This window comes from Paracoccus denitrificans (genome assembly GCF_900100045.1).
Classification (GTDB): domain Bacteria; phylum Pseudomonadota; class Alphaproteobacteria; order Rhodobacterales; family Rhodobacteraceae; genus Paracoccus; species Paracoccus denitrificans.
This window is the reverse complement of record NZ_FNEA01000018.1, coordinates 18,310-34,383: the sequence shown is the minus strand read 5'-3', so window position 1 is coordinate 34,383 and position 16,074 is coordinate 18,310. Positions and strand designations below refer to the sequence as shown.

Here is a 16,074-nt window from a genome sequence, read left to right as displayed (position 1 = left end):
AGGGGCAGGGCGGCCGGCAGGGAGGAGCACAATTGCCGGCCGTTTCGGGTTATTCGTCGTCCAGCCGGTCGGCGCGCCTGCGCTCCAGCCGCGTGACGGTCATGGGGTTCAGCAGCTTCATGGCCATGTCGCGGGGCAGGTTCACCGACCAGAGGTCGTCCCCCAGCCCGCCGGTGACCCGGATCGCGATCAGCGCGCAGTGGCAGCCGTAGCCGCTCACCTCGTCGTCGAAGAACGCTTCGCAGCACTCGCCGCGCTCGTTCTCCGGGTCGGTTTCCTCGGTATACACGTCCGAGATGTCTTCGCTGCCGCTGTGCGGCGGGATGCGGTAAGGCGCGAACTGGAAGGACATCAGCGGTCCTCCTGACTGTCGCGAATTTCAATGCTGTCGATTTCGAGGTCGTAGCGGCCCACGTCCCAATCGACGTTGCCGCCTTCGATGCGCCTGTCGGCTATCTTCTCCGCTTCGGCACGGGATCTGGCCTTGACGGTAATCGTGGCCGTGACTTTCGAACTGGCCTCAATCTCTACCGTGAAGGAACGCTCCGGGCCTGCGCCGGCAAATTCATCCCAATGCCCGGCCTTCTGGAGCGGAGCCTTGGCCGCTCCGAACCCTGGCATATTGGCGAGGTCGTTCAGGTTGACGGGCTGCGGCATCACCAGCCCCCATCCGCGCGGGCCGCGCAGTCCCAGCCGTTCAGGCCGGCACAGGCGGCGGGCCGCTGCGTCGCGGCTTCGATGACGTGCTTGGCGAACGGGACGCCGAAGACGACGGCCGATGCCCAGAAGGCGACGACCAGGCACGCAATCGTGCCCCAGACGACGCAGTTCTCGATGTTCAGGCGTGGCATGGGATGCTCCATCTGCTGGCGCGGTGGGGTGCGCCGTTGAGATGAAGTGTGCGCACAATGCGCCCAATGCGTCAAGCGTAAAAAGCGCACATCGGGCGCTTAAAGCGCACAAATCTGTAGCGCGCGCCGAATCACCGGGCTATCCTGCCCCTGCCAGCGCGGGGCGGCCGCGCATGAAAAGGCCCGCGCGAGGCGGGCTGGCAATCTCCAAGGACACACTATGCGGCTACCGCCTGTTCCGTCGTTCCTTCGCCTTTTCGGCTCTCCGCTCCTTGCGGTTCTTCTGGTGTGTCAGGCCGGGTTTTACTGGTGGGCGCTTGACGTCCAGGAGCGGACGGCGCGTGTCAACCTGGGGCTCGTAATACGTCTCCTCGAAACGCTCCATTGCGACATCGAGGACGTCTCGGTTGGGACGGTCATACTGCAAATACGCAAGGACGAAACTGCCGACGGCAGCCATGCAGCCTATGAAATTAAGCCCAAACTTGGCCCATCGTCCGAACTGCTCTGCGAGTGCGGGCGAGTGCTTTGCGAGTGAAGCGCGGGCCTCGTCAGGCGTAATCCTGCGCCTGCGCAAATCCTCCACAGCGATGTTCAGTTTCTCAAGGGTCTCAATCGTGAAATCCGAGCTTGAGAACACCTTGATGGCATCGCCTATAACCGAGAACGCGCCGTCAATGGCGGGCGTGAAGGTTCCGCACCGTTGGCAAGGCACCTTGATGTTAAGTTCTACGAATGCATTCGTGACCGACACTCCTGACGGGAAAATCAGGCCGCAATTCGGGCAGGACGCGGGGACGCTCAAGGTTGCCAACTGACCACCTCGCCCCTCAACCTCTCCGCCACCTTCCGCGCGATGATGGCTGTGATCCTGCTGCGCATCCGCCCGTCCGCGATGTCCTGATACTCGTCCGCGATCCGCTGCATCTGCTCGGGCGTGGCGCCCATCGACTGGATCGTCAGCACCACCAGCGCAGCGCCGGCATCCTGCGTTTCGGCTAGCTCGGCATTGAGGGCGGCTATGCGGGCCTCTGGGGTCAGCATATTGACCCTCCGTTCGCCTTGCAGTTCCAGTATTCCACCGCAGCGTTGAACTCGTCCAAAGCGTCCTGCGATTTTCGCTGCGCGGTCTGGATGTTGTCTCGCTCTTGTTCAATCCTGGTTATGGAGTCGTCGATCTCTCGCCGCTGGCAGTCTAGGAAGCTTTCAACATCGCTCTGATAGCTCCTGAGCTGCCCGCGGCAGCTTTCGAAGCTGAATTGGTCGTCGAATGTCCCATAGGCCCTGATGCAATAAGGCTCGGACGGCTCGAAGCACATGGCGGTCGCGGCCCCGGGCAAAAGCAACACGGCAGCGGTGAGTAACCGGATCACGGAAGCGCGCCTATCAGCCAGAATATCGCCATAAGCAAGACGGCGGTCGCGGAAAGGATCGCCATTCCAAACAAGAAGCCACGCCACCCCGTTCCCGAGAGAAGCGCGCTTACACCGGACATGATTATCGCCGCCGTCACCGCCTCGAACATTCACCGCACCTATCCTTTTCTACATGTCGCCGGCGGCGGATTCTTGCTTAACGTGTTCTTTGTTTGTTCCAGAAGTTCGCAGGGGAGAGAATGAGTAAAAGGGTGAATTTTGGGGCGCGGGTCATTGCCCTGCCTCCTTCGTATCGGCGTCGCGTGCTGGATTTTCTCTCTCGTGAAGAGCTTCTTGATCGGCAAGATACTGAAGAACCCTCTGACGACGATCCGCAGGAAGCTTCGATAGGCGTGCGTCGAGGCTCTCCTCGCTAGGCACGTCAGATACACCGGCCAAGGCGAGAACCGCATCCCTGGGCACGCCATCCGGTTCCAAGGCGTCGGCAAACCTCTCGGCCCAGTGCATCGGAAGGTAGGGATCCTTGAATCGGTTCGGGTTCTCATAGTGCGTGTAGCTGTTCGGGGAGATTCCCAGCCTTCTGGCCATTTCCCGCACGCCGACCTTCGCGCCCTCGCGTAGCGCACGGAGCGCATATGTAACCTGCTGATCACTCATGCTTGTTGCATCGCATGAGAACGCTGGCCGCGTCTGTGCGCAATATGCGCTTGAATAATGGGCGCAAATAGCGCACATTGCGCCCATGAGCTACGCACAAACCATAATCGAGAAGTTCGGAGGAATCCGCGCCACGGCCGCCGCGCTGGGGCGGGCGCCCTCGACGGTTCGGGGCTGGAAGGTCCGCGGGACGATTCCAGACGCAGAGAAGCCGGTGGTGCTGGATGCTGCGCTGCGAAGGGGATTGCCCCTGTCGCGCGACGACTTCTGGCCCGCCCAAACTCCCGAGGGGGCGACGCGATGACCGCCGCCGCCCCCTCTCGCCGTTCTGTTGATGATCCTTCTGCACAAGATCATCATGGGGCTATTTCTATGCAAAATGTTGCAAAATCCGTGGCTTCCGTCAGGGAGGCCACGAGGAAGAAGATTTCGGATCTGATCTGGGCCGGTTTCGGCGACGCGGGGCATACCCAGAAGGCGGTCGCCAGTGCAGCGGCGCGGCTCACGCGGATCAGCGAGCGGCAGATCATCAACTACATGCAGCGCAAGCACGACGCGCCGCACTACATCGCCGAAATCCTCGAAGACTACGTGGTGGCCAAGACCGAGCGACTCGCACGCCGAATTGGCGGTGAGCCATGAGGATGCTCCGGGCGCTGATTTTCGCCGTCACCTATCCGGTGTCGCGTATCGGGGGGGCTTTGCTCTCTCGGCTGGCCAAGAAAATGAAAAATCCTTCACGTCGAAAGGGTTGCACCCATGGCCGACGATAGCCAAACGCCCCTCCAAAAATTCCAGATCACCGTCGAGATGCCGGCCGGCGAGCGCATCAGCCATGTCATCCGGGCGGCGGACAAGAAAGCCGCTATGGCGCGGGCGGTGATCCCTTATCCCGGCGCGCTGGTCGTTCGGCTGGACCAGCTGTCCGAGGTGGCCGACGCGCCGAAGATCGTCCGGCTCAGGCCCGTCGACCGGGCGCGGCGCGAGATGATCGGCATCCTGCAAAGGCAGGGCTATTCGCTGGCCGACATCGCCGAAGCGCTCAACATCACCGTGGAGCGGGCGCTGGTGCTGATGGAGGCGGCGTGATGCGGGTGCTGATCGCCTGTGAATGCAGCGGGATCGTCCGCCGCGCCTTTGCCGCCCTCGGCCATGATGCATGGTCCTGCGACCTGATGCCGGCCGAGGATCGCAGTAACCGCCACATCGTCGGCGACGTGCGTGACCTGCTGCATGAAGGCTGGGATCTGCTGGCGGTGATGCATCCGCCCTGCACCCGGCTGGCGAATAGCGGTGTCCGCTGGCTCAAGGAGCCGCCTACAAACGCCCCGGATGAGGCGACGGAAGCAGAGAAGTCCGCATGGTCGGTTCTGGGTCGCGATGCCCGGCTGGCCATCATGTGGCGGCTGCTGGATGAGGGCGCCGCGCTGTTCTCGGACTGCTGGAATGCTCCGATCCCGCGCATCGCCGTGGAAAACCCGGTCATGCACAAGCACGCCAAAGCGCGCATTCGCGGCTATGAGCCGTTCGCGCAGAGCGTCCAGCCGTGGCAGTTCGGGACCGACGAAGCAGGACCGGACAACGTGAAAAAGCGCACCTGCCTGTGGTTGCGCGGCCTGCCCAAGCTCAAGCCGACCGGCACACTGGACGGCAGCACGGCGCGGGACGAAATCCACCGCGCGGCGCCGGGGCCGAACAGGAAATCGGATCGGTCGCGGTTCTTCCCCGGCCTCGCTGCCGCAATGGCATCGCAATGGGGCGGGTTCGCGGATGAAGTGACCGGAAGGGCCACGGCATGACCCTGACCGCCTCCGTCCGCGTCGAGGATGGCCATGCCGTCATCCGCATCCCCTTGGCCGAGGTTCACGGCCTGCGCGTCGCGCTCGCGGAATGCCCGTGCCGCGCACCGAAATCATTCGAGACACAGGGTATTCGCCAGCGGCTGGCGATGGCGCTGGGGCGCCTCCAGGCCGCGGCGGATGGCCCGTCAACCCATCGGAGGGCCTGAGATGAAGTTCAAGGAAGCGGCCGAGGATCTGGCGGTCAAGGATCGCCTCTGGGACGCCACCGAGCGCGAGCTGGAGCATTTCGCCCGGCTCTATGCCGATGGCTATGTCGTCGGAGAACCCTACAGCGACGCCCAGAGGGATGCGACCAGCGCGGCGAAGCGCAAGGGTTATCCAAAGGGCCTGGTGCGCGACCTCGGCGCCATCGTCAGGAAGGGCGAATGGGGGGGGGGCGGCTGGGATAAGCCTGCGGTCCAGCTATCGCGCGAGGCTGGGAATCTGAGCTGATGAGCAAGCGAACCCCCGGACTTCCCCAGCGCCCGCGCGGCTTCTGGCCGACCCCTCGCGAGGCGGTGGTGCCTCTGATCCCGCATCTGCCGCCTCGGGCGCGCTATGGCGAGCCCTGCGCAGGCGATGGGGCGCTGATCGGGCATCTGCGGGATCTGTGGCCGGCGGGCCGGTGCGTCTGGGCCTCTGACCTGGAGCCGCAAGGGCCGGGCATTGAAACGATGGCCGTGGCGGATATCGAGGCAGCGGATGACGTTGACCTGTGGATCACGAATGTTCCCTGGCCTGTCACCGGCGGAAAGGGCGACCCGGCGCTATCCATCATCAAGCACCTGATCGGCATCGCGCCGGCCTGGGTGCTGCTCCCCTGGGACTTCGCCGCCAACGGCTATTTCGGCCGTCTGATCGACCAGTGCAGCGACATCGTGCCCATCGGCCGCGTTTCGTGGCTCGGCAACGGCACGCCCGGCAAGGACAACTGCTGCTGGATGCGCTTCGACGCCCAGAACCGATTCCCGGCAGTGGTGAGGGCCAGAGCATGATCCTCCGCGTGAAACTGCCATGGGCTAAGACCAGCGAGCTTTCCGCGAACAGTCGCTTGCACTGGCGCAAGCGGGCGAAGCTGGTCAAGGCGCAGCGCCGCGTGACCGATGCCCTGGCGCGCGAGGCCGGCTGGCACAAGGCCCGAATTCCGGCCGACGCAGAGCTGCGCATGACGCTGATCTACTGCCCGCCCAGCACCGTCACCACCGTCGACGACGACAATGTCGTGACCGAGAACAAGGGCGCCCGGGACGCGCTGGCGGCGGTCCTGCGCATCGATGACGGCCGGATCAAGCTGCAAGCGCCGATCCGCGGGGACAGGTGCCGGGACGGGGCGGTGATCGTCGAGGTGGAGGTGGTTTGATGGCTGAACAGCCGTTCATGCAGCTCTACGTCGCCGACTATCTGGCCGACACGCTGGACCTCTCCACGGTCGAGCATGGCGCCTATCTGCTCATCCTGATGACCATGTGGCGGCATGACGCGCGCCTGCCAAATGACATGGCAAAACTGGCCCGGATCGCCCGGATGTCGCCCGCGAAGTTCAAGCCGGTCTGGGCCGAAATCAGCCGGTTTTTCGAGGTGGACGGCGACAGCATAACGAACCATCGCCTGTCAAAAGAGCACGAAAAAGCGCGCAAAAAAAGTGAAGTTCGCGCAACGGCCGGACGCGCAGGCGGACAGGCTAAAGCATTGAAAGATAAGAAAGTGGCATCTGGCAATTGCCATGCGGATGCCATGGCATTTTCTTCAGAGTCCAGAGTCAGAGAAGAAAAAGAAGAACCTATCGGTTCTTCCAAAAAGCCCCCTCGATCACCTCCGAAGCGTGCCTGCGCGCTGCCGCCCGATTGGGTGCCATCGGATCGCAACATCGCCGACGCCCATTCCCGAAACTTCACCGATCAGGAAATCCGCCATGAAGCCGAACGATTCCGCGATTTTCACCTCGCCAAAGGAACAACCTTCAAGGACTGGGATGCCGGCTGGCGAACATGGCTCGGCAACGCCAGGAAGTTCGCCGCAGATCGCGCTATGGCTCGCGGCTCGCAGCACGGCGGAAGTCAACAGGTCGGTGGCCTCGTTGGTGCAGCAATGCGGAGTGCGGCTGCGCGAGGATATTGATTGGCGGGGCAGCTACGAGAAGCCGGACGGCACGATTGTGCCGGCGCAGGCCACGCGTCGCGGCTGGATCGCGGCAGGCGAGACCGCCGACCAGATCGAGGCGGCGCGCGCCAAGCTGGACGCCAGCATGACTCCGGCCATGCCGGATCAGGTCAACCTCTGGATCGCCGAGCTTTCCGTGATCACCGCCCGGCGCGAAGACGCGCCAGAGGTCGAGGCGCTGCGCCTCTCGGCCTATCGCTCGCGCCTCTCGGCCTATCCCGCCGACGTGTCCCGAGAGGCGCTGCTGGGGCATCCGTGGCGATTCTTCCCGGCATGGGCCGAGCTGGCCGAGGTCTGCGACCGCCTCGTTGCCGAGCGCCGGCAGATCAAGGCGGCGCTGGAGCGTGCGGCTGCCGATCTGGCCGAGCGCGAGCTGCGCGCCCGCGCGTTGCCGACTGAGGGAACCGCGACGCAGACGCAAGAGGAGGCCGAGGCCAGCCGCAAGCGCCGCGCCACGGTCCTGGGCGACATGATCGCGGAAATGCGGGCCAAGGCGGAAGCCGAGCAGGCGCGGCAAGACGAGGATGCCGTTCGCGCGGCCGAGAACTTCGCGGCCTATCGCCCGAAAGCTGCGGAGTGACCACCATGGCGCCGCCCTACAAGACCGGACCCATCGACGACGCCGAGGCATGGATCATCGCGACGCCGGACGCGACCTATGCCGAGGCCGCCCGCATGCACGGCGTGACGCACAACAGCCTGCGCGCCCGCATCTCGAACAAATACGGCTCGCTCGCCGCGGCGAGGCTCATGCGCGACGCCGGGGTGCTGAAACCCGATGCGGGGCGGGTCCTTCGGCCCGTGCGGCGCTGCATGCGGTGCGGCGTTTCGGCCAACATAGATCACGGCCTGCGGATGTGCTCAGCATGCCGCAAGGAGGTCGCGCAGCTTCACGACGGAGGAGTTTGAGTATGCCGATCAAGAGGGATGCGGAAACCATTGCCGGATACAAGGACGCGATCTGCGAAGCGATTGCCTGCGGTGACAGTCTGGCCAAGGTGCTGCGAAAGAAGGGCATGCCCGGGTATTCGACCGTCATTCGCTGGTTGCGGGATGATGAAGATTTCAGGGTCGACTACGCGCGCGCGCGCGAGGCTCAAGCGGACGCGGATGCCGACAAGATCGGCGACATCGTGGATCGCGTGCTGGCGGGCAAGCTGGACCCTCAGGCAGCCCGTGCGGCCATCGACGCGCTGAAATGGACGGCCGGCAAGCGACAGCCGAAAAAATACGGCGACAAGCTGGATCTGGACATCAATGGCCGCGTGCAGATCGAGCGTGTCGAGGTGAAATTCGTGGGGGACGGCGAGTGAACGCGCGCGACGCAAAGCGATACGAGCGGATGCAGCGGCGCCTGTTCGCGGCCGGCGCGCTGCTGTCCATGTGGCTGGGCTATCTCGTCTGGGCCGCTGCATGATCCTCGACGTTCGCCCGCCCAAGGTCTTTGCCCCGCTCTGGAAGTCGAAGCGGCGGTATCTGTGCGCCTGGGGCGGGCGCGGGTCGGGCAAGTCGTGGGACCGGGCCATGCACATGATCGTGCGCCACCTGACGGAGCCCGGCCTTTCGTCGATCTGCCTGCGAGACGTGCAAAAATCCCTCGACCAGTCGGTATTCAAACTGCTGGTCGAGACTGCGGCCCGGCTCGGGGTGGCGGAGGCGATCAGGCCGGTGGAATCTGATCGGATCATCAGGACGCCGGGTAACGGCATCATTGCCTTCAACGGCATGAACGAGTTCAACGCCGAGAACATCAAGTCGCTTGAGGGCTTCGACATCGCGTGGTGGGAGGAGGCCGCGACCGCCGGGCAGGGGCCGCTCGACATGCTGCGCCCGACGCTGCGCAAGCCGGGGTCGCAGATCTGGTTCACCTACAACCCCCGCCTGCGCTCCGACCCGGTCGACGTGATGATGCGCCAGGACGCGCGCTTTGCGGACAGCCGCACGGTCGTCGAGGCCAACTGGCGCGACAACCCGTTCCGCGGTCCCGAGCTGGAGGAGGAACGGCTGCTCGACCTGGCCGGCGACGAGGCCCGCTATCGCCATATCTGGGAAGGCGATTACGAGGCCGAGTCGGACATGCAGTTCATCGGCGGCGGTCTGGTGCGCGAGGCCATGGCCCGCCAGCCGTTCTCGCAGATCGGCGACGAGCTGGTGCTGGGCGTGGACGTGGCGCGATTCGGCGATGACCGCAGCGTGATCTGGGCACGGCGGGGCAGGGACGCCCAGACCGAGCTGCCGATCATCATGAAGGGCGCCGACACCATGGCGGTGGCCGCGCGCGTCATGGCCGAGATTGACCGCCTGCACCCGGATGGCGTGTTCATCGACGAGGGCGGTGTGGGTGGCGGCGTGATCGACCGCTGCCGGCAGATGGGCTATTCCGTGGTCGGCGTGAACTTCGGCGGCAAGGCGGATCGCGCCATTGAGGGCGTGCCGAAATGCCGGAACAAGCGCGCGCAGATGTGGGCCACCATGCGCGAATGGCTGCGCTCGGGCGGATGCATCCCCGACAGTCGCGACCTTGAGATGGATCTGACCGGGCCGCTCTACAGCTTCGACGTGAACAACGCGATTGAGATCGAGAAGAAATCCGACATGAAGAAGCGCGGCGTCTCCAGCCCCGACGAAGCCGACGCGCTGGCGCTGACCTTCGCCTATCCCGTGGTGCCGCGCTCAATCCAGCGCCAGCAGGAAGCGCGGGCGCAAGAGGATTGGCACCCGGTCTGGGGCAGCCAGTAGCCAACATATATCGCTCAGCGCGCCGTCCATATCCTGCCCCCGAACAATGACGGGCGGGCCATGGCGACGACGCACAATTTCACGGTGGGCAATTCCTGGACGCGCATCGCCAGCGGGCGCGCCGACGGGCAGGTGGTGAAGGTCGAGGGCGCCGGGCAGTTCAACCTGGCCGTCACGGTGGGCGCGAAGTCCATCCCGCCCGACATCCCGCCGCAGACCGGGCATCGCGTCACGGGCAAGACCGATCTGCCTCTGGTAGCCGCCCAGCACCTCTGGGCCAGTGCCGCAACCCCCACCAACCTGACGGTGACCTGATGGCCAGCGCGACGAAACGCATCACCCTTTCCTCGGGCTGGCAGAAGATCGCGGAGGCCAAGGGCCGCGAGGCCATGGCCATGATCGATTCCTACGGCGCGGTGCAGCTGGCCGTCGCCGACGGCGAACCGCCGCGGGGCGATGTCGCGAACGGCCATGCCATGAACGGCTCGATGATGTGGCCCGTGAAGGGCGCCGAAATCATCTGGGCGCGGGGCGAGGGCGTCTCGGTCTACGTCACGCTGCTCAAGGTGGTGCCCGAGTTCGCAACGCTGGATTCGGCGGCGGTCAAGGCGGTAGCGCAGGATGCGGATCGCAAAGCCACCGCCGCGCAACTGCCGCCGTTCGTGCCCTTCGCGACCCGCGCCGACATTGCGCTGACCAACTTGGGCGACGTGCGCCGCATCAGCGTTGCCGGCGTCGGCGATTACCGTCAGGCAGTCGGCCCCATCGCCTACACCCCGGCTGCCATCTCCGCCGATGGGATCATGCTGGTCCCGGATGGGCCGATCACCCCGCAGCACTTCGGGGCGCGGGCTGATCTGGAATACGAGTTGCAGCAGATACGGGGCTCGGGCGGCGTGCTGACCGACGCTTACGGCTTCGTCAGGACGGGCGGGACCAATGACCGCGCTGCCATCGTCGCCGCCGATGCTTATGCGGCAGCGATGGGGCAGCCGCTCGTCTTTCCTGCGGGTGCGTATTACATTGAGGGCGCGGTTCGGCCCACGGCGCTGTGGCTGTCCGAGGATGATTTCGGCGCGGTCCTGTGGCTCAACTACAACCGCGACACCAACGGACGCTCAACCTCGGGGCTTGAGTTCTTCCACGGCCGCACGGGACTCGGCGTTCCCGGTAATCATGGGTTTAGGCTCATTGGTCAATATTCCATTACAACCCCCAAAGAAAGTGGTAACGGCCAGCTTGGCACCGTGTGGCGGATTGGCGATTATTACCTGCCGACCGAGCAGCCGGTTCTTGAGGGCATGCACATCCGGGTCAAGGTGGTCCGGGCTGCTGTGCAACGCAACGAGATCGGCACCATCACCCAGCGTTCGGCAGGGTCCATCCTGGGCGCCGGGTTCGCGGGTATCGAGCATTCGAACTACGAAATCGGCGTCTGGGGGCGGACCAACGTATCCAGCGCCATGCCGATCCTACTCCATTGGGGCGCGAAATACGACCCGGACAGCATCGCTATCGCGGGCGTGACGGTCACGAATGGCGGCTCCGGCTATTCCTCGACCCCCACTGTCGTTTTCACCGGCGGCGGTCCGGGCGTCACCTACCCGGCCGAGGCCACCGCCACGGTCGAGGGCGGCGTGGTTACTGCCGTCACCGTCACCGATTGGGGCACCGGCTACACGGAGCGCCCGACCGTCTCCTTCGTTGGCGGCGGCGGTTCCGGCGCAGCGGCAACGGTCGTGTTCGGTGATGACGAAACCCTCGACAAGCGGACTTGCCAAATCATCGAAACCTACCATTCCTGCTGGTGGACGATCCGGTTCATTACGCCGCTGGATAACAACATGGGGTATAATTTCCTCCAACCCTATGATCTGGCGGGCACCGGGCCGGGCGAGGTGTTCGGCGTTGACGGCATCAAGGTGGCGGGTGGCGCGACCGGCGTTAACTATGGCGGTAGTCTCGGGTCCATCTCCTGCGGCGACAACTGCGATGCCTATGCGATCCCGCGCCATAAGCCTTTGCTGTGGCAAGGGATCACGATCCATTCGCCCAAGGCGTCCGAAGTGAACTCCGCGCTCGGGTCCGAACAGCTTTACATCAAGGGCATGGGAACGGCGAAAGGGTCGCAGGATTTCGAGCCGGGCACCCGCCAGCCGAGGCAGCGGCAGTTGCGTGCCAACATCACTGTGAACTATCCGCAGTGCATCTATGCCGACGAAGCGAACCCGGCCGATCAGCGCACGGTGTTCGTGGATTGCGTCTATGGCAGCGTGAAAATCAAGGGTCTGTCGTCGCTCGGCTCGCATCGCGGCATCGAATACGAATACTGCTGGGGCGCGTTCGAACTGGACGGCCATAGCGGCGACGGCGTCACCATCATCAACTTTTCGGGCGGGCTGAGCCTGCTGGACCAGCGGCAGGACCGCCGGAACCAGAGCAACTCGGGCGATACGAGCAACTACGCATTTGGCTGGGGAAGCCCGAATAGCCGTGCTATCGAACTGCTGGGCAACAGCCAGACTATCGGCACCGTCGCGGCCGATGCGGAAGTCGGGGATACGGTGATCTATCTGGCCGCCCCCAGTCTGGTCAGGGCCGAAACCGGATGCCCGCTGCAAATCGGCGCTGTCCGGGCCACGTCCACGCGGATGCACTGCGTCGGGGCCGTGCAGCTATCCGTCGCGCCGCTCACCGCCCCTGTGTCGTCGGGGGCGCTGGTGGTGGCGGACAGACAGGCCCATGCGGCGCGTGTGGAGAGCGCCACGCGGTCCAGCTTCCACGGCGTGGACCTGAACTATGGCCGGGTGGACGATCTGGACCTGACGCGCATGATGTATGCAGGCCGCAATGCGGTGCGGCTGCGCAACAACAGCGTTGCCAAATCCCGAGGCGGGCGCTTGCCGCTCATGGGACGGGCCGGAGGGGACATGCGGACTTTTCGCGTCGAGGACACGTCCAGTATCGTTCTGGATGGCGTCTACATCCCCGACAACCCGCAGGTTGCGAACCACATTGCCTTGATCGGCGATGCGTCCAGCGCCACCATTCGGGATTGCGTGATCGAGAACCCGGCCTCAGTGGTGGCCTACGGATCGCGCGGCCAAGTCACATGGAGCGGCAACCGCAAGCCGGACGGCAGCAAGGCCGTCTGGGGTGGATACGAAAACACCTGGACCCCATCTCTGCTGATCGGCGGTGTTGATACTGGGATCACCTACGGCACGCGGCAAGGCAGCTTTGTCGTGCAGGAAGATGGAATGGTGACGGTGCGGTTCGACTTCACCTTGACCAGCAAGGGCACGGAGACGGGCATCCTGACGTTGGGCGGCATACCGTTCGACTGCAACACACCCAACGCGTTCCCGATCTTCATGCACTTCGCGACCCTGACGGATGGCACCCCGCTGATTTCCACCAACGGCAGCGTGTGGACCCTTAGCCGCCAGACCACCACGGGCGTTGCGTCCCTGACGGAAACCCAGATCGGGGACACGACGCGCTTCCGTGGCTCGCTCACCTATCGGACGACGCTTTGACCGATTGGGCGCTAGGCCAACATATATCACCCGCGTCCCGCCTCGCATGATGCCCTCGAAGCAATCGAGAGGTTATCATGTGCGGCACCCCGGATGTTCCTGAGCCGACGCAATACCAGGCCAGCAAGGCGCCGGTGTTCAACACCGCGTCGCGCCCCCGCTCGAAATCGGGCCGGCAGGGCACCATCCTGACTGAAGCCGCCGGGCAGACCTATGCCCCGGACGGCAAGAAGACGCTTCTGGGGGCCTGACCGTTCATGGCCGCCATCGTCAACCAGCAACTGCGCAAGACCCTGGACTATCGCCGGCAGGCGATGAACCAGGAGTTTGACTATTGGCAGGGGCATTTCCGCGAGTTGCGGGATGCGATCCAGCCGACGCGCGGCCGGTTCGAGGCGAGCGAGCGGCGCAGCGATTCCTCCATCAACAAGCGCATCCTCGACAATACCGCCCAGATGGCGCTGCGCACGCTGCGCGCCGGGCTCATGTCGGGCGTGACCTCGCCGTCTCGGCCGTGGTTCCGGCTGGGCCTGCGCGGCTCCACCGCTGACGAAGCCGAGTTCGAGGTCAAGGACTGGCTGCACGAGGTCCAGCGCCGCATGTATGAGGTCATGCGGGGCTCGAACATCTACCGCATGCTGGACACCACCTATGGCGATCTGGGCCTCTACGGCACCGCGGCCAATCTGGTGGTGCCGGATTTCGAGGACGTGGTGCGCGGGCACAACCTGCAAGTCGGGCGCTTCCGGCTGGGCGAGGACGGCAACGGCCGGGTGATCGCGCTGTATCGCGAGCTGAAAATGCCGGTGCGCGGTATCGTCGAAACCTGGGGGCTGGATGCCGTCTCGCAATCGGTTCGCCGGGCTTGGGACACGGGCGAGTATTACCAGACCTTCACCATCTGCCACATGATCGACAAGCGCGCCGACGGCGATCCGAAGGCCATGCAGTCCAGTGGACGGCCCTGGGCCTCGATCTATTGGGAGATGGACGCGCCGAGCGGGCAGTTCCTCCAGATCGGCGGCCACCGGGTCAAGCCGCTGCTGGCGCCGCGCTGGGAACAGGTCGAGGGCGAGGCATGGTCGGCGTCGTCTCCCGGCATGGTGGCGCTCGGCGATGCCCGCTCGTTGCAGGTGTCGCAGGAGCAGAAGGCCATCGCGATCCAGAAGATGCACAACCCGCCCCTGATCGGCGGGGCGGTGCAGGGCGGCATGTTCTTCAAGAACGTGCCCGGCGGCTTCACGGCCATGGCAACGCAAGACCTTTCCACCGGCGGTATCCGCCCGGCCTATGAGGTGCGCCCCGACATTCAGGGCCTGATCATCGACATTCAGGAAAGCCAGCGACGGGTCGAGGTCGCGTTCTACAAGGATCTGTTCCAGATGACCGCGCTGGCGCTGGACGGGCGCAGCCAGATCACGGCGCGCGAGATTGCCGAGCGCCACGAGGAAAAGCTGATGGCCTTGGGTCCGGTGCTGGAAAGCCTGGACCATGAGCTGCTGCAACCGCTGATCGAGGCGACGTTCGCCTATATGCAGGAGGCAGACATTCTGCCCGAGGCGCCGGAAGGCATCGTGGGTAACCCGATCAAGGTCGAATACATCTCGCTGCTGGCCCAGGCGCAGAAGGCCATCGGCATCGGTGCGATCGAACGGACTATCGGATTCGCCGGCACGCTGGCGCAGATCAAGCCCGACGTGATCGACATGATCGACGGTGAGCAGATGATGCGCGAGTTCGCGGATCAGGTCGGCGGCCCGCCCGGCATCCTCCTGTCGCCCGACGAACTGCGCGAGGTCCGCGAAGCCAAAGCGCGTGCCGCGGCGCAGGCGCAGGCCATCGAGGCGGCGGAGCCCATGGCCGGGGCTGCAAAGCTCATTTCCGAGGCCACACTGAACGGCATGGACGCCCTGCAACGGGGGGCGGCGCTATGACCGAGCGCATCTCGGAAATCATCGCCGAGCGCCGGGCGCTGGAGGTCCGGCAGGCGTGGGGCACGGTGCTGGGCACCCGCGAGGGCCGGCTGGTCATGTGGTCGATCCTTGAGCGCTGCCATGTGTTCGCCCGCACCCATTACGGCAACGACCTGGACGGATTCCGCGAGGGCCAACGCGAGGTCGGCCTGATGATCCTGAACGAACGCATCTTCCCGCATGACGTGCGCGCCTTCGCCGCCATGCAGATCGAACACGCCGAGCTGATGGATCGCATCCAGCTCGCCGCCGAACAGCAAGCCGAGAAGGAAACAGCTGATGAGTGAGGAAGCCAATGCCTCGACCGATACCACCGAAGCCACCGCGGCGGCCGCCACCGAAGAGGCCGGCGCCGATGTGACGGATACCGCCGCGACTGCGGATGCGGCTGCCGAGCAAGAGGGCGCCGAGGGCAAGGATGCCGAAAAGGCCGGCGACGCCGAGGCGGGCGCCGAACCCTTCTCCCTCGCGGCACCGGAGGGGGCCGAGGCGTTCCAGGCGGATTTCGATGCCTTCGCCGGCGACATGGACGCATGGCTCAAGGCGAATCCGAACGCCACGGCGCGCGATGCGCTGACCGAGGCGGCGATGCGCCAGGCGCGGCTCGCGGGCGATGCCCAAAAGCAGATGATCACGCAGCGCGATGCCCAGCTGGATGCCTGGGCCGGCGATCTGCGCAAGGACACCGAGTTCGGGGGCGAGAAATACGACGCCAACGTCGCCACGGCCATCAAGGGCCTGGAGGCGGTCGGCACGCCCGAACTGCGGCAATTGCTCGACGAAACCGGGCTGGGCAGCCACCCGGACGTTGTGCGCGCCTTCTGGAAGGTGGGGCAGATGGTGGCCGACACCACTGTCGTCAACGGACAGGCAGGCACTTCGACGCGCCGGAACTTCGCCGACGCGCTCTATGGCAACGGCAACGGAAAGGAATAACC

Annotated in this window: 26 protein-coding genes; 19 read left to right on the top strand and 7 right to left on the bottom strand. The window is 64.9% G+C overall.

From position 1 onward, the window contains the following. Positions 1 to 49 precede the first annotated feature (49 nt). The 7 genes from BLT64_RS16245 to BLT64_RS16215 form a co-directional block, all read right to left on the bottom strand. Positions 50 to 352 (bottom strand): hypothetical protein, encoded by a 303-nt coding sequence (locus BLT64_RS16245; RefSeq protein ID WP_011749976.1) that lies wholly within the window; start codon positions 350 to 352, stop codon positions 50 to 52. Then, complete coding sequence (locus BLT64_RS16240; RefSeq protein WP_011749977.1) at positions 352 to 657, bottom strand: hypothetical protein; 306 nt, start codon at positions 655 to 657, stop codon at positions 352 to 354. Before BLT64_RS16240 ends, BLT64_RS16245 begins: the two co-directional genes overlap by 1 nt. Then, positions 657 to 851, bottom strand: coding sequence for a hypothetical protein (locus BLT64_RS16235; RefSeq protein ID WP_128493055.1), 195 nt, complete (start codon positions 849 to 851; stop codon positions 657 to 659). The genes BLT64_RS16240 and BLT64_RS16235 overlap by 1 nt, the downstream gene beginning before the upstream one ends. A 226-nt stretch (positions 852 to 1,077) precedes the next feature. Next, positions 1,078 to 1,665, bottom strand: a complete 588-nt coding sequence (locus BLT64_RS16230) for a hypothetical protein (protein WP_011749979.1) — start codon at positions 1,663 to 1,665, stop codon at positions 1,078 to 1,080. Further along, complete coding sequence (locus BLT64_RS16225) at positions 1,653 to 1,895, bottom strand: hypothetical protein (RefSeq protein WP_011749980.1); 243 nt, start codon at positions 1,893 to 1,895, stop codon at positions 1,653 to 1,655. Before BLT64_RS16225 ends, BLT64_RS16230 begins: the two co-directional genes overlap by 13 nt. Further along, positions 1,889 to 2,311 (bottom strand): hypothetical protein, encoded by a 423-nt coding sequence (locus BLT64_RS16220; RefSeq protein WP_011749981.1) that lies wholly within the window; start codon positions 2,309 to 2,311, stop codon positions 1,889 to 1,891. Before BLT64_RS16220 ends, BLT64_RS16225 begins: the two co-directional genes overlap by 7 nt. 186 nt (positions 2,312 to 2,497) lie before the next feature. Then, entirely contained in the window at positions 2,498 to 2,884 is a 387-nt protein-coding gene (locus BLT64_RS16215; protein WP_041530394.1) for a helix-turn-helix domain-containing protein, read from the bottom strand. Positions 2,885 to 2,969: 85 nt separating this feature from the next. Between BLT64_RS16215 and BLT64_RS16210 the strand changes: the two genes are divergently transcribed. From BLT64_RS16210 to BLT64_RS26900, 19 genes are all read left to right on the top strand, one after another. Beyond that, positions 2,970 to 3,188: a carph-isopro domain-containing protein gene (locus tag BLT64_RS16210; protein WP_041530395.1), complete on the top strand. Its 219-nt coding sequence runs from the start codon at positions 2,970 to 2,972 to the stop codon at positions 3,186 to 3,188. Then, positions 3,185 to 3,526, top strand: a complete 342-nt coding sequence (locus BLT64_RS16205; protein ID WP_011749983.1) for a hypothetical protein — start codon at positions 3,185 to 3,187, stop codon at positions 3,524 to 3,526. The genes BLT64_RS16210 and BLT64_RS16205 overlap by 4 nt, the downstream gene beginning before the upstream one ends. A gap of 117 nt (positions 3,527 to 3,643) precedes the next feature. Next, positions 3,644 to 3,973, top strand: coding sequence for a hypothetical protein (locus tag BLT64_RS16200; protein ID WP_011749984.1), 330 nt, complete (start codon positions 3,644 to 3,646; stop codon positions 3,971 to 3,973). Further along, positions 3,973 to 4,683: a hypothetical protein gene (locus BLT64_RS16195; RefSeq protein WP_011749985.1), complete on the top strand. Its 711-nt coding sequence runs from the start codon at positions 3,973 to 3,975 to the stop codon at positions 4,681 to 4,683. The genes BLT64_RS16200 and BLT64_RS16195 overlap by 1 nt, the downstream gene beginning before the upstream one ends. Next, positions 4,680 to 4,892 carry a hypothetical protein gene (locus BLT64_RS16190; protein WP_041530397.1) on the top strand — a complete coding sequence of 71 codons (213 nt, stop codon included), beginning with the start codon at positions 4,680 to 4,682 and terminating at the stop codon, positions 4,890 to 4,892. The genes BLT64_RS16195 and BLT64_RS16190 overlap by 4 nt, the downstream gene beginning before the upstream one ends. Position 4,893: 1 nt before the next feature. Then, positions 4,894 to 5,178 carry a hypothetical protein gene (locus BLT64_RS16185; protein ID WP_041530398.1) on the top strand — a complete coding sequence of 95 codons (285 nt, stop codon included), beginning with the start codon at positions 4,894 to 4,896 and terminating at the stop codon, positions 5,176 to 5,178. A 68-nt stretch (positions 5,179 to 5,246) separates the two neighbouring features. Further along, positions 5,247 to 5,720 carry a hypothetical protein gene (locus BLT64_RS16180; RefSeq protein ID WP_128493056.1) on the top strand — a complete coding sequence of 158 codons (474 nt, stop codon included), beginning with the start codon at positions 5,247 to 5,249 and terminating at the stop codon, positions 5,718 to 5,720. After that, the gene (locus BLT64_RS16175) at positions 5,717 to 6,085 is read left to right on the top strand and encodes a hypothetical protein (protein WP_011749988.1); all 369 of its coding nucleotides are present in this window, start codon (positions 5,717 to 5,719) and stop codon (positions 6,083 to 6,085) included. Before BLT64_RS16180 ends, BLT64_RS16175 begins: the two co-directional genes overlap by 4 nt. Then, positions 6,085 to 6,843 carry a YdaU family protein gene (locus tag BLT64_RS16170; protein ID WP_074988172.1) on the top strand — a complete coding sequence of 253 codons (759 nt, stop codon included), beginning with the start codon at positions 6,085 to 6,087 and terminating at the stop codon, positions 6,841 to 6,843. The genes BLT64_RS16175 and BLT64_RS16170 overlap by 1 nt, the downstream gene beginning before the upstream one ends. Continuing rightward, the gene (locus tag BLT64_RS16165) at positions 6,821 to 7,465 is read left to right on the top strand and encodes an SPFH domain-containing protein (protein WP_041530399.1); all 645 of its coding nucleotides are present in this window, start codon (positions 6,821 to 6,823) and stop codon (positions 7,463 to 7,465) included. The genes BLT64_RS16170 and BLT64_RS16165 overlap by 23 nt, the downstream gene beginning before the upstream one ends. Before the next feature lie 5 nt (positions 7,466 to 7,470). Beyond that, the gene (locus BLT64_RS16160; protein WP_011749989.1) at positions 7,471 to 7,794 is read left to right on the top strand and encodes a hypothetical protein; all 324 of its coding nucleotides are present in this window, start codon (positions 7,471 to 7,473) and stop codon (positions 7,792 to 7,794) included. A gap of 2 nt (positions 7,795 to 7,796) precedes the next feature. Next, positions 7,797 to 8,198, top strand: coding sequence for a terminase small subunit-like protein (locus BLT64_RS16155; RefSeq protein ID WP_011749990.1), 402 nt, complete (start codon positions 7,797 to 7,799; stop codon positions 8,196 to 8,198). Positions 8,199 to 8,298: 100 nt separating this feature from the next. Beyond that, on the top strand, positions 8,299 to 9,624 hold the full coding sequence (locus tag BLT64_RS16150; RefSeq protein WP_011749991.1) for a phage terminase large subunit: 1,326 nt from the start codon (positions 8,299 to 8,301) through the stop codon (positions 9,622 to 9,624). 60 nt (positions 9,625 to 9,684) lie between these two features. Further along, positions 9,685 to 9,939, top strand: coding sequence for a hypothetical protein (locus BLT64_RS16145; RefSeq protein ID WP_011749992.1), 255 nt, complete (start codon positions 9,685 to 9,687; stop codon positions 9,937 to 9,939). Next, positions 9,939 to 13,163 (top strand): hypothetical protein, encoded by a 3,225-nt coding sequence (locus BLT64_RS26910; protein WP_011749993.1) that lies wholly within the window; start codon positions 9,939 to 9,941, stop codon positions 13,161 to 13,163. The genes BLT64_RS16145 and BLT64_RS26910 overlap by 1 nt, the downstream gene beginning before the upstream one ends. 77 nt (positions 13,164 to 13,240) lie before the next feature. Then, positions 13,241 to 13,414, top strand: coding sequence for a hypothetical protein (locus tag BLT64_RS26905; protein WP_157137454.1), 174 nt, complete (start codon positions 13,241 to 13,243; stop codon positions 13,412 to 13,414). Between the two features lie 6 nt (positions 13,415 to 13,420). Next, the gene (locus tag BLT64_RS16135) at positions 13,421 to 15,097 is read left to right on the top strand and encodes a portal protein (protein ID WP_011749994.1); all 1,677 of its coding nucleotides are present in this window, start codon (positions 13,421 to 13,423) and stop codon (positions 15,095 to 15,097) included. Further along, complete coding sequence (locus tag BLT64_RS16130) at positions 15,094 to 15,423, top strand: Bbp19 family protein (RefSeq protein ID WP_011749995.1); 330 nt, start codon at positions 15,094 to 15,096, stop codon at positions 15,421 to 15,423. The genes BLT64_RS16135 and BLT64_RS16130 overlap by 4 nt, the downstream gene beginning before the upstream one ends. Then, complete coding sequence (locus BLT64_RS26900) at positions 15,416 to 16,072, top strand: hypothetical protein (RefSeq protein ID WP_011749996.1); 657 nt, start codon at positions 15,416 to 15,418, stop codon at positions 16,070 to 16,072. Before BLT64_RS16130 ends, BLT64_RS26900 begins: the two co-directional genes overlap by 8 nt. The last annotated feature ends 2 nt before the right edge of the window (positions 16,073 to 16,074 follow it).

Coding starts and splice junctions, on each gene's coding strand:
- BLT64_RS16245 (WP_011749976.1), bottom strand. CDS start 352: ATGTCCTTCCAGTTCGCGCCTTACCGCATCCCGCCGCACAGCGGCAGC.
- BLT64_RS16240 (WP_011749977.1), bottom strand. CDS start 657: ATGCCGCAGCCCGTCAACCTGAACGACCTCGCCAATATGCCAGGGTTC.
- BLT64_RS16235 (WP_128493055.1), bottom strand. CDS start 851: ATGCCACGCCTGAACATCGAGAACTGCGTCGTCTGGGGCACGATTGCG.
- BLT64_RS16225 (WP_011749980.1), bottom strand. CDS start 1,895: ATGCTGACCCCAGAGGCCCGCATAGCCGCCCTCAATGCCGAGCTAGCC.
- BLT64_RS16215 (WP_041530394.1), bottom strand. CDS start 2,884: ATGAGTGATCAGCAGGTTACATATGCGCTCCGTGCGCTACGCGAGGGC.
- BLT64_RS16210 (WP_041530395.1), top strand. CDS start 2,970: ATGAGCTACGCACAAACCATAATCGAGAAGTTCGGAGGAATCCGCGCC.
- BLT64_RS16205 (WP_011749983.1), top strand. CDS start 3,185: ATGACCGCCGCCGCCCCCTCTCGCCGTTCTGTTGATGATCCTTCTGCA.
- BLT64_RS16200 (WP_011749984.1), top strand. CDS start 3,644: ATGGCCGACGATAGCCAAACGCCCCTCCAAAAATTCCAGATCACCGTC.
- BLT64_RS16195 (WP_011749985.1), top strand. CDS start 3,973: ATGCGGGTGCTGATCGCCTGTGAATGCAGCGGGATCGTCCGCCGCGCC.
- BLT64_RS16190 (WP_041530397.1), top strand. CDS start 4,680: ATGACCCTGACCGCCTCCGTCCGCGTCGAGGATGGCCATGCCGTCATC.
- BLT64_RS16185 (WP_041530398.1), top strand. CDS start 4,894: ATGAAGTTCAAGGAAGCGGCCGAGGATCTGGCGGTCAAGGATCGCCTC.
- BLT64_RS16175 (WP_011749988.1), top strand. CDS start 5,717: ATGATCCTCCGCGTGAAACTGCCATGGGCTAAGACCAGCGAGCTTTCC.
- BLT64_RS16170 (WP_074988172.1), top strand. CDS start 6,085: ATGGCTGAACAGCCGTTCATGCAGCTCTACGTCGCCGACTATCTGGCC.
- BLT64_RS16160 (WP_011749989.1), top strand. CDS start 7,471: ATGGCGCCGCCCTACAAGACCGGACCCATCGACGACGCCGAGGCATGG.
- BLT64_RS16155 (WP_011749990.1), top strand. CDS start 7,797: ATGCCGATCAAGAGGGATGCGGAAACCATTGCCGGATACAAGGACGCG.
- BLT64_RS16150 (WP_011749991.1), top strand. CDS start 8,299: ATGATCCTCGACGTTCGCCCGCCCAAGGTCTTTGCCCCGCTCTGGAAG.
- BLT64_RS16145 (WP_011749992.1), top strand. CDS start 9,685: ATGGCGACGACGCACAATTTCACGGTGGGCAATTCCTGGACGCGCATC.
- BLT64_RS26910 (WP_011749993.1), top strand. CDS start 9,939: ATGGCCAGCGCGACGAAACGCATCACCCTTTCCTCGGGCTGGCAGAAG.
- BLT64_RS26905 (WP_157137454.1), top strand. CDS start 13,241: ATGTGCGGCACCCCGGATGTTCCTGAGCCGACGCAATACCAGGCCAGC.
- BLT64_RS16135 (WP_011749994.1), top strand. CDS start 13,421: ATGGCCGCCATCGTCAACCAGCAACTGCGCAAGACCCTGGACTATCGC.
- BLT64_RS16130 (WP_011749995.1), top strand. CDS start 15,094: ATGACCGAGCGCATCTCGGAAATCATCGCCGAGCGCCGGGCGCTGGAG.
- BLT64_RS26900 (WP_011749996.1), top strand. CDS start 15,416: ATGAGTGAGGAAGCCAATGCCTCGACCGATACCACCGAAGCCACCGCG.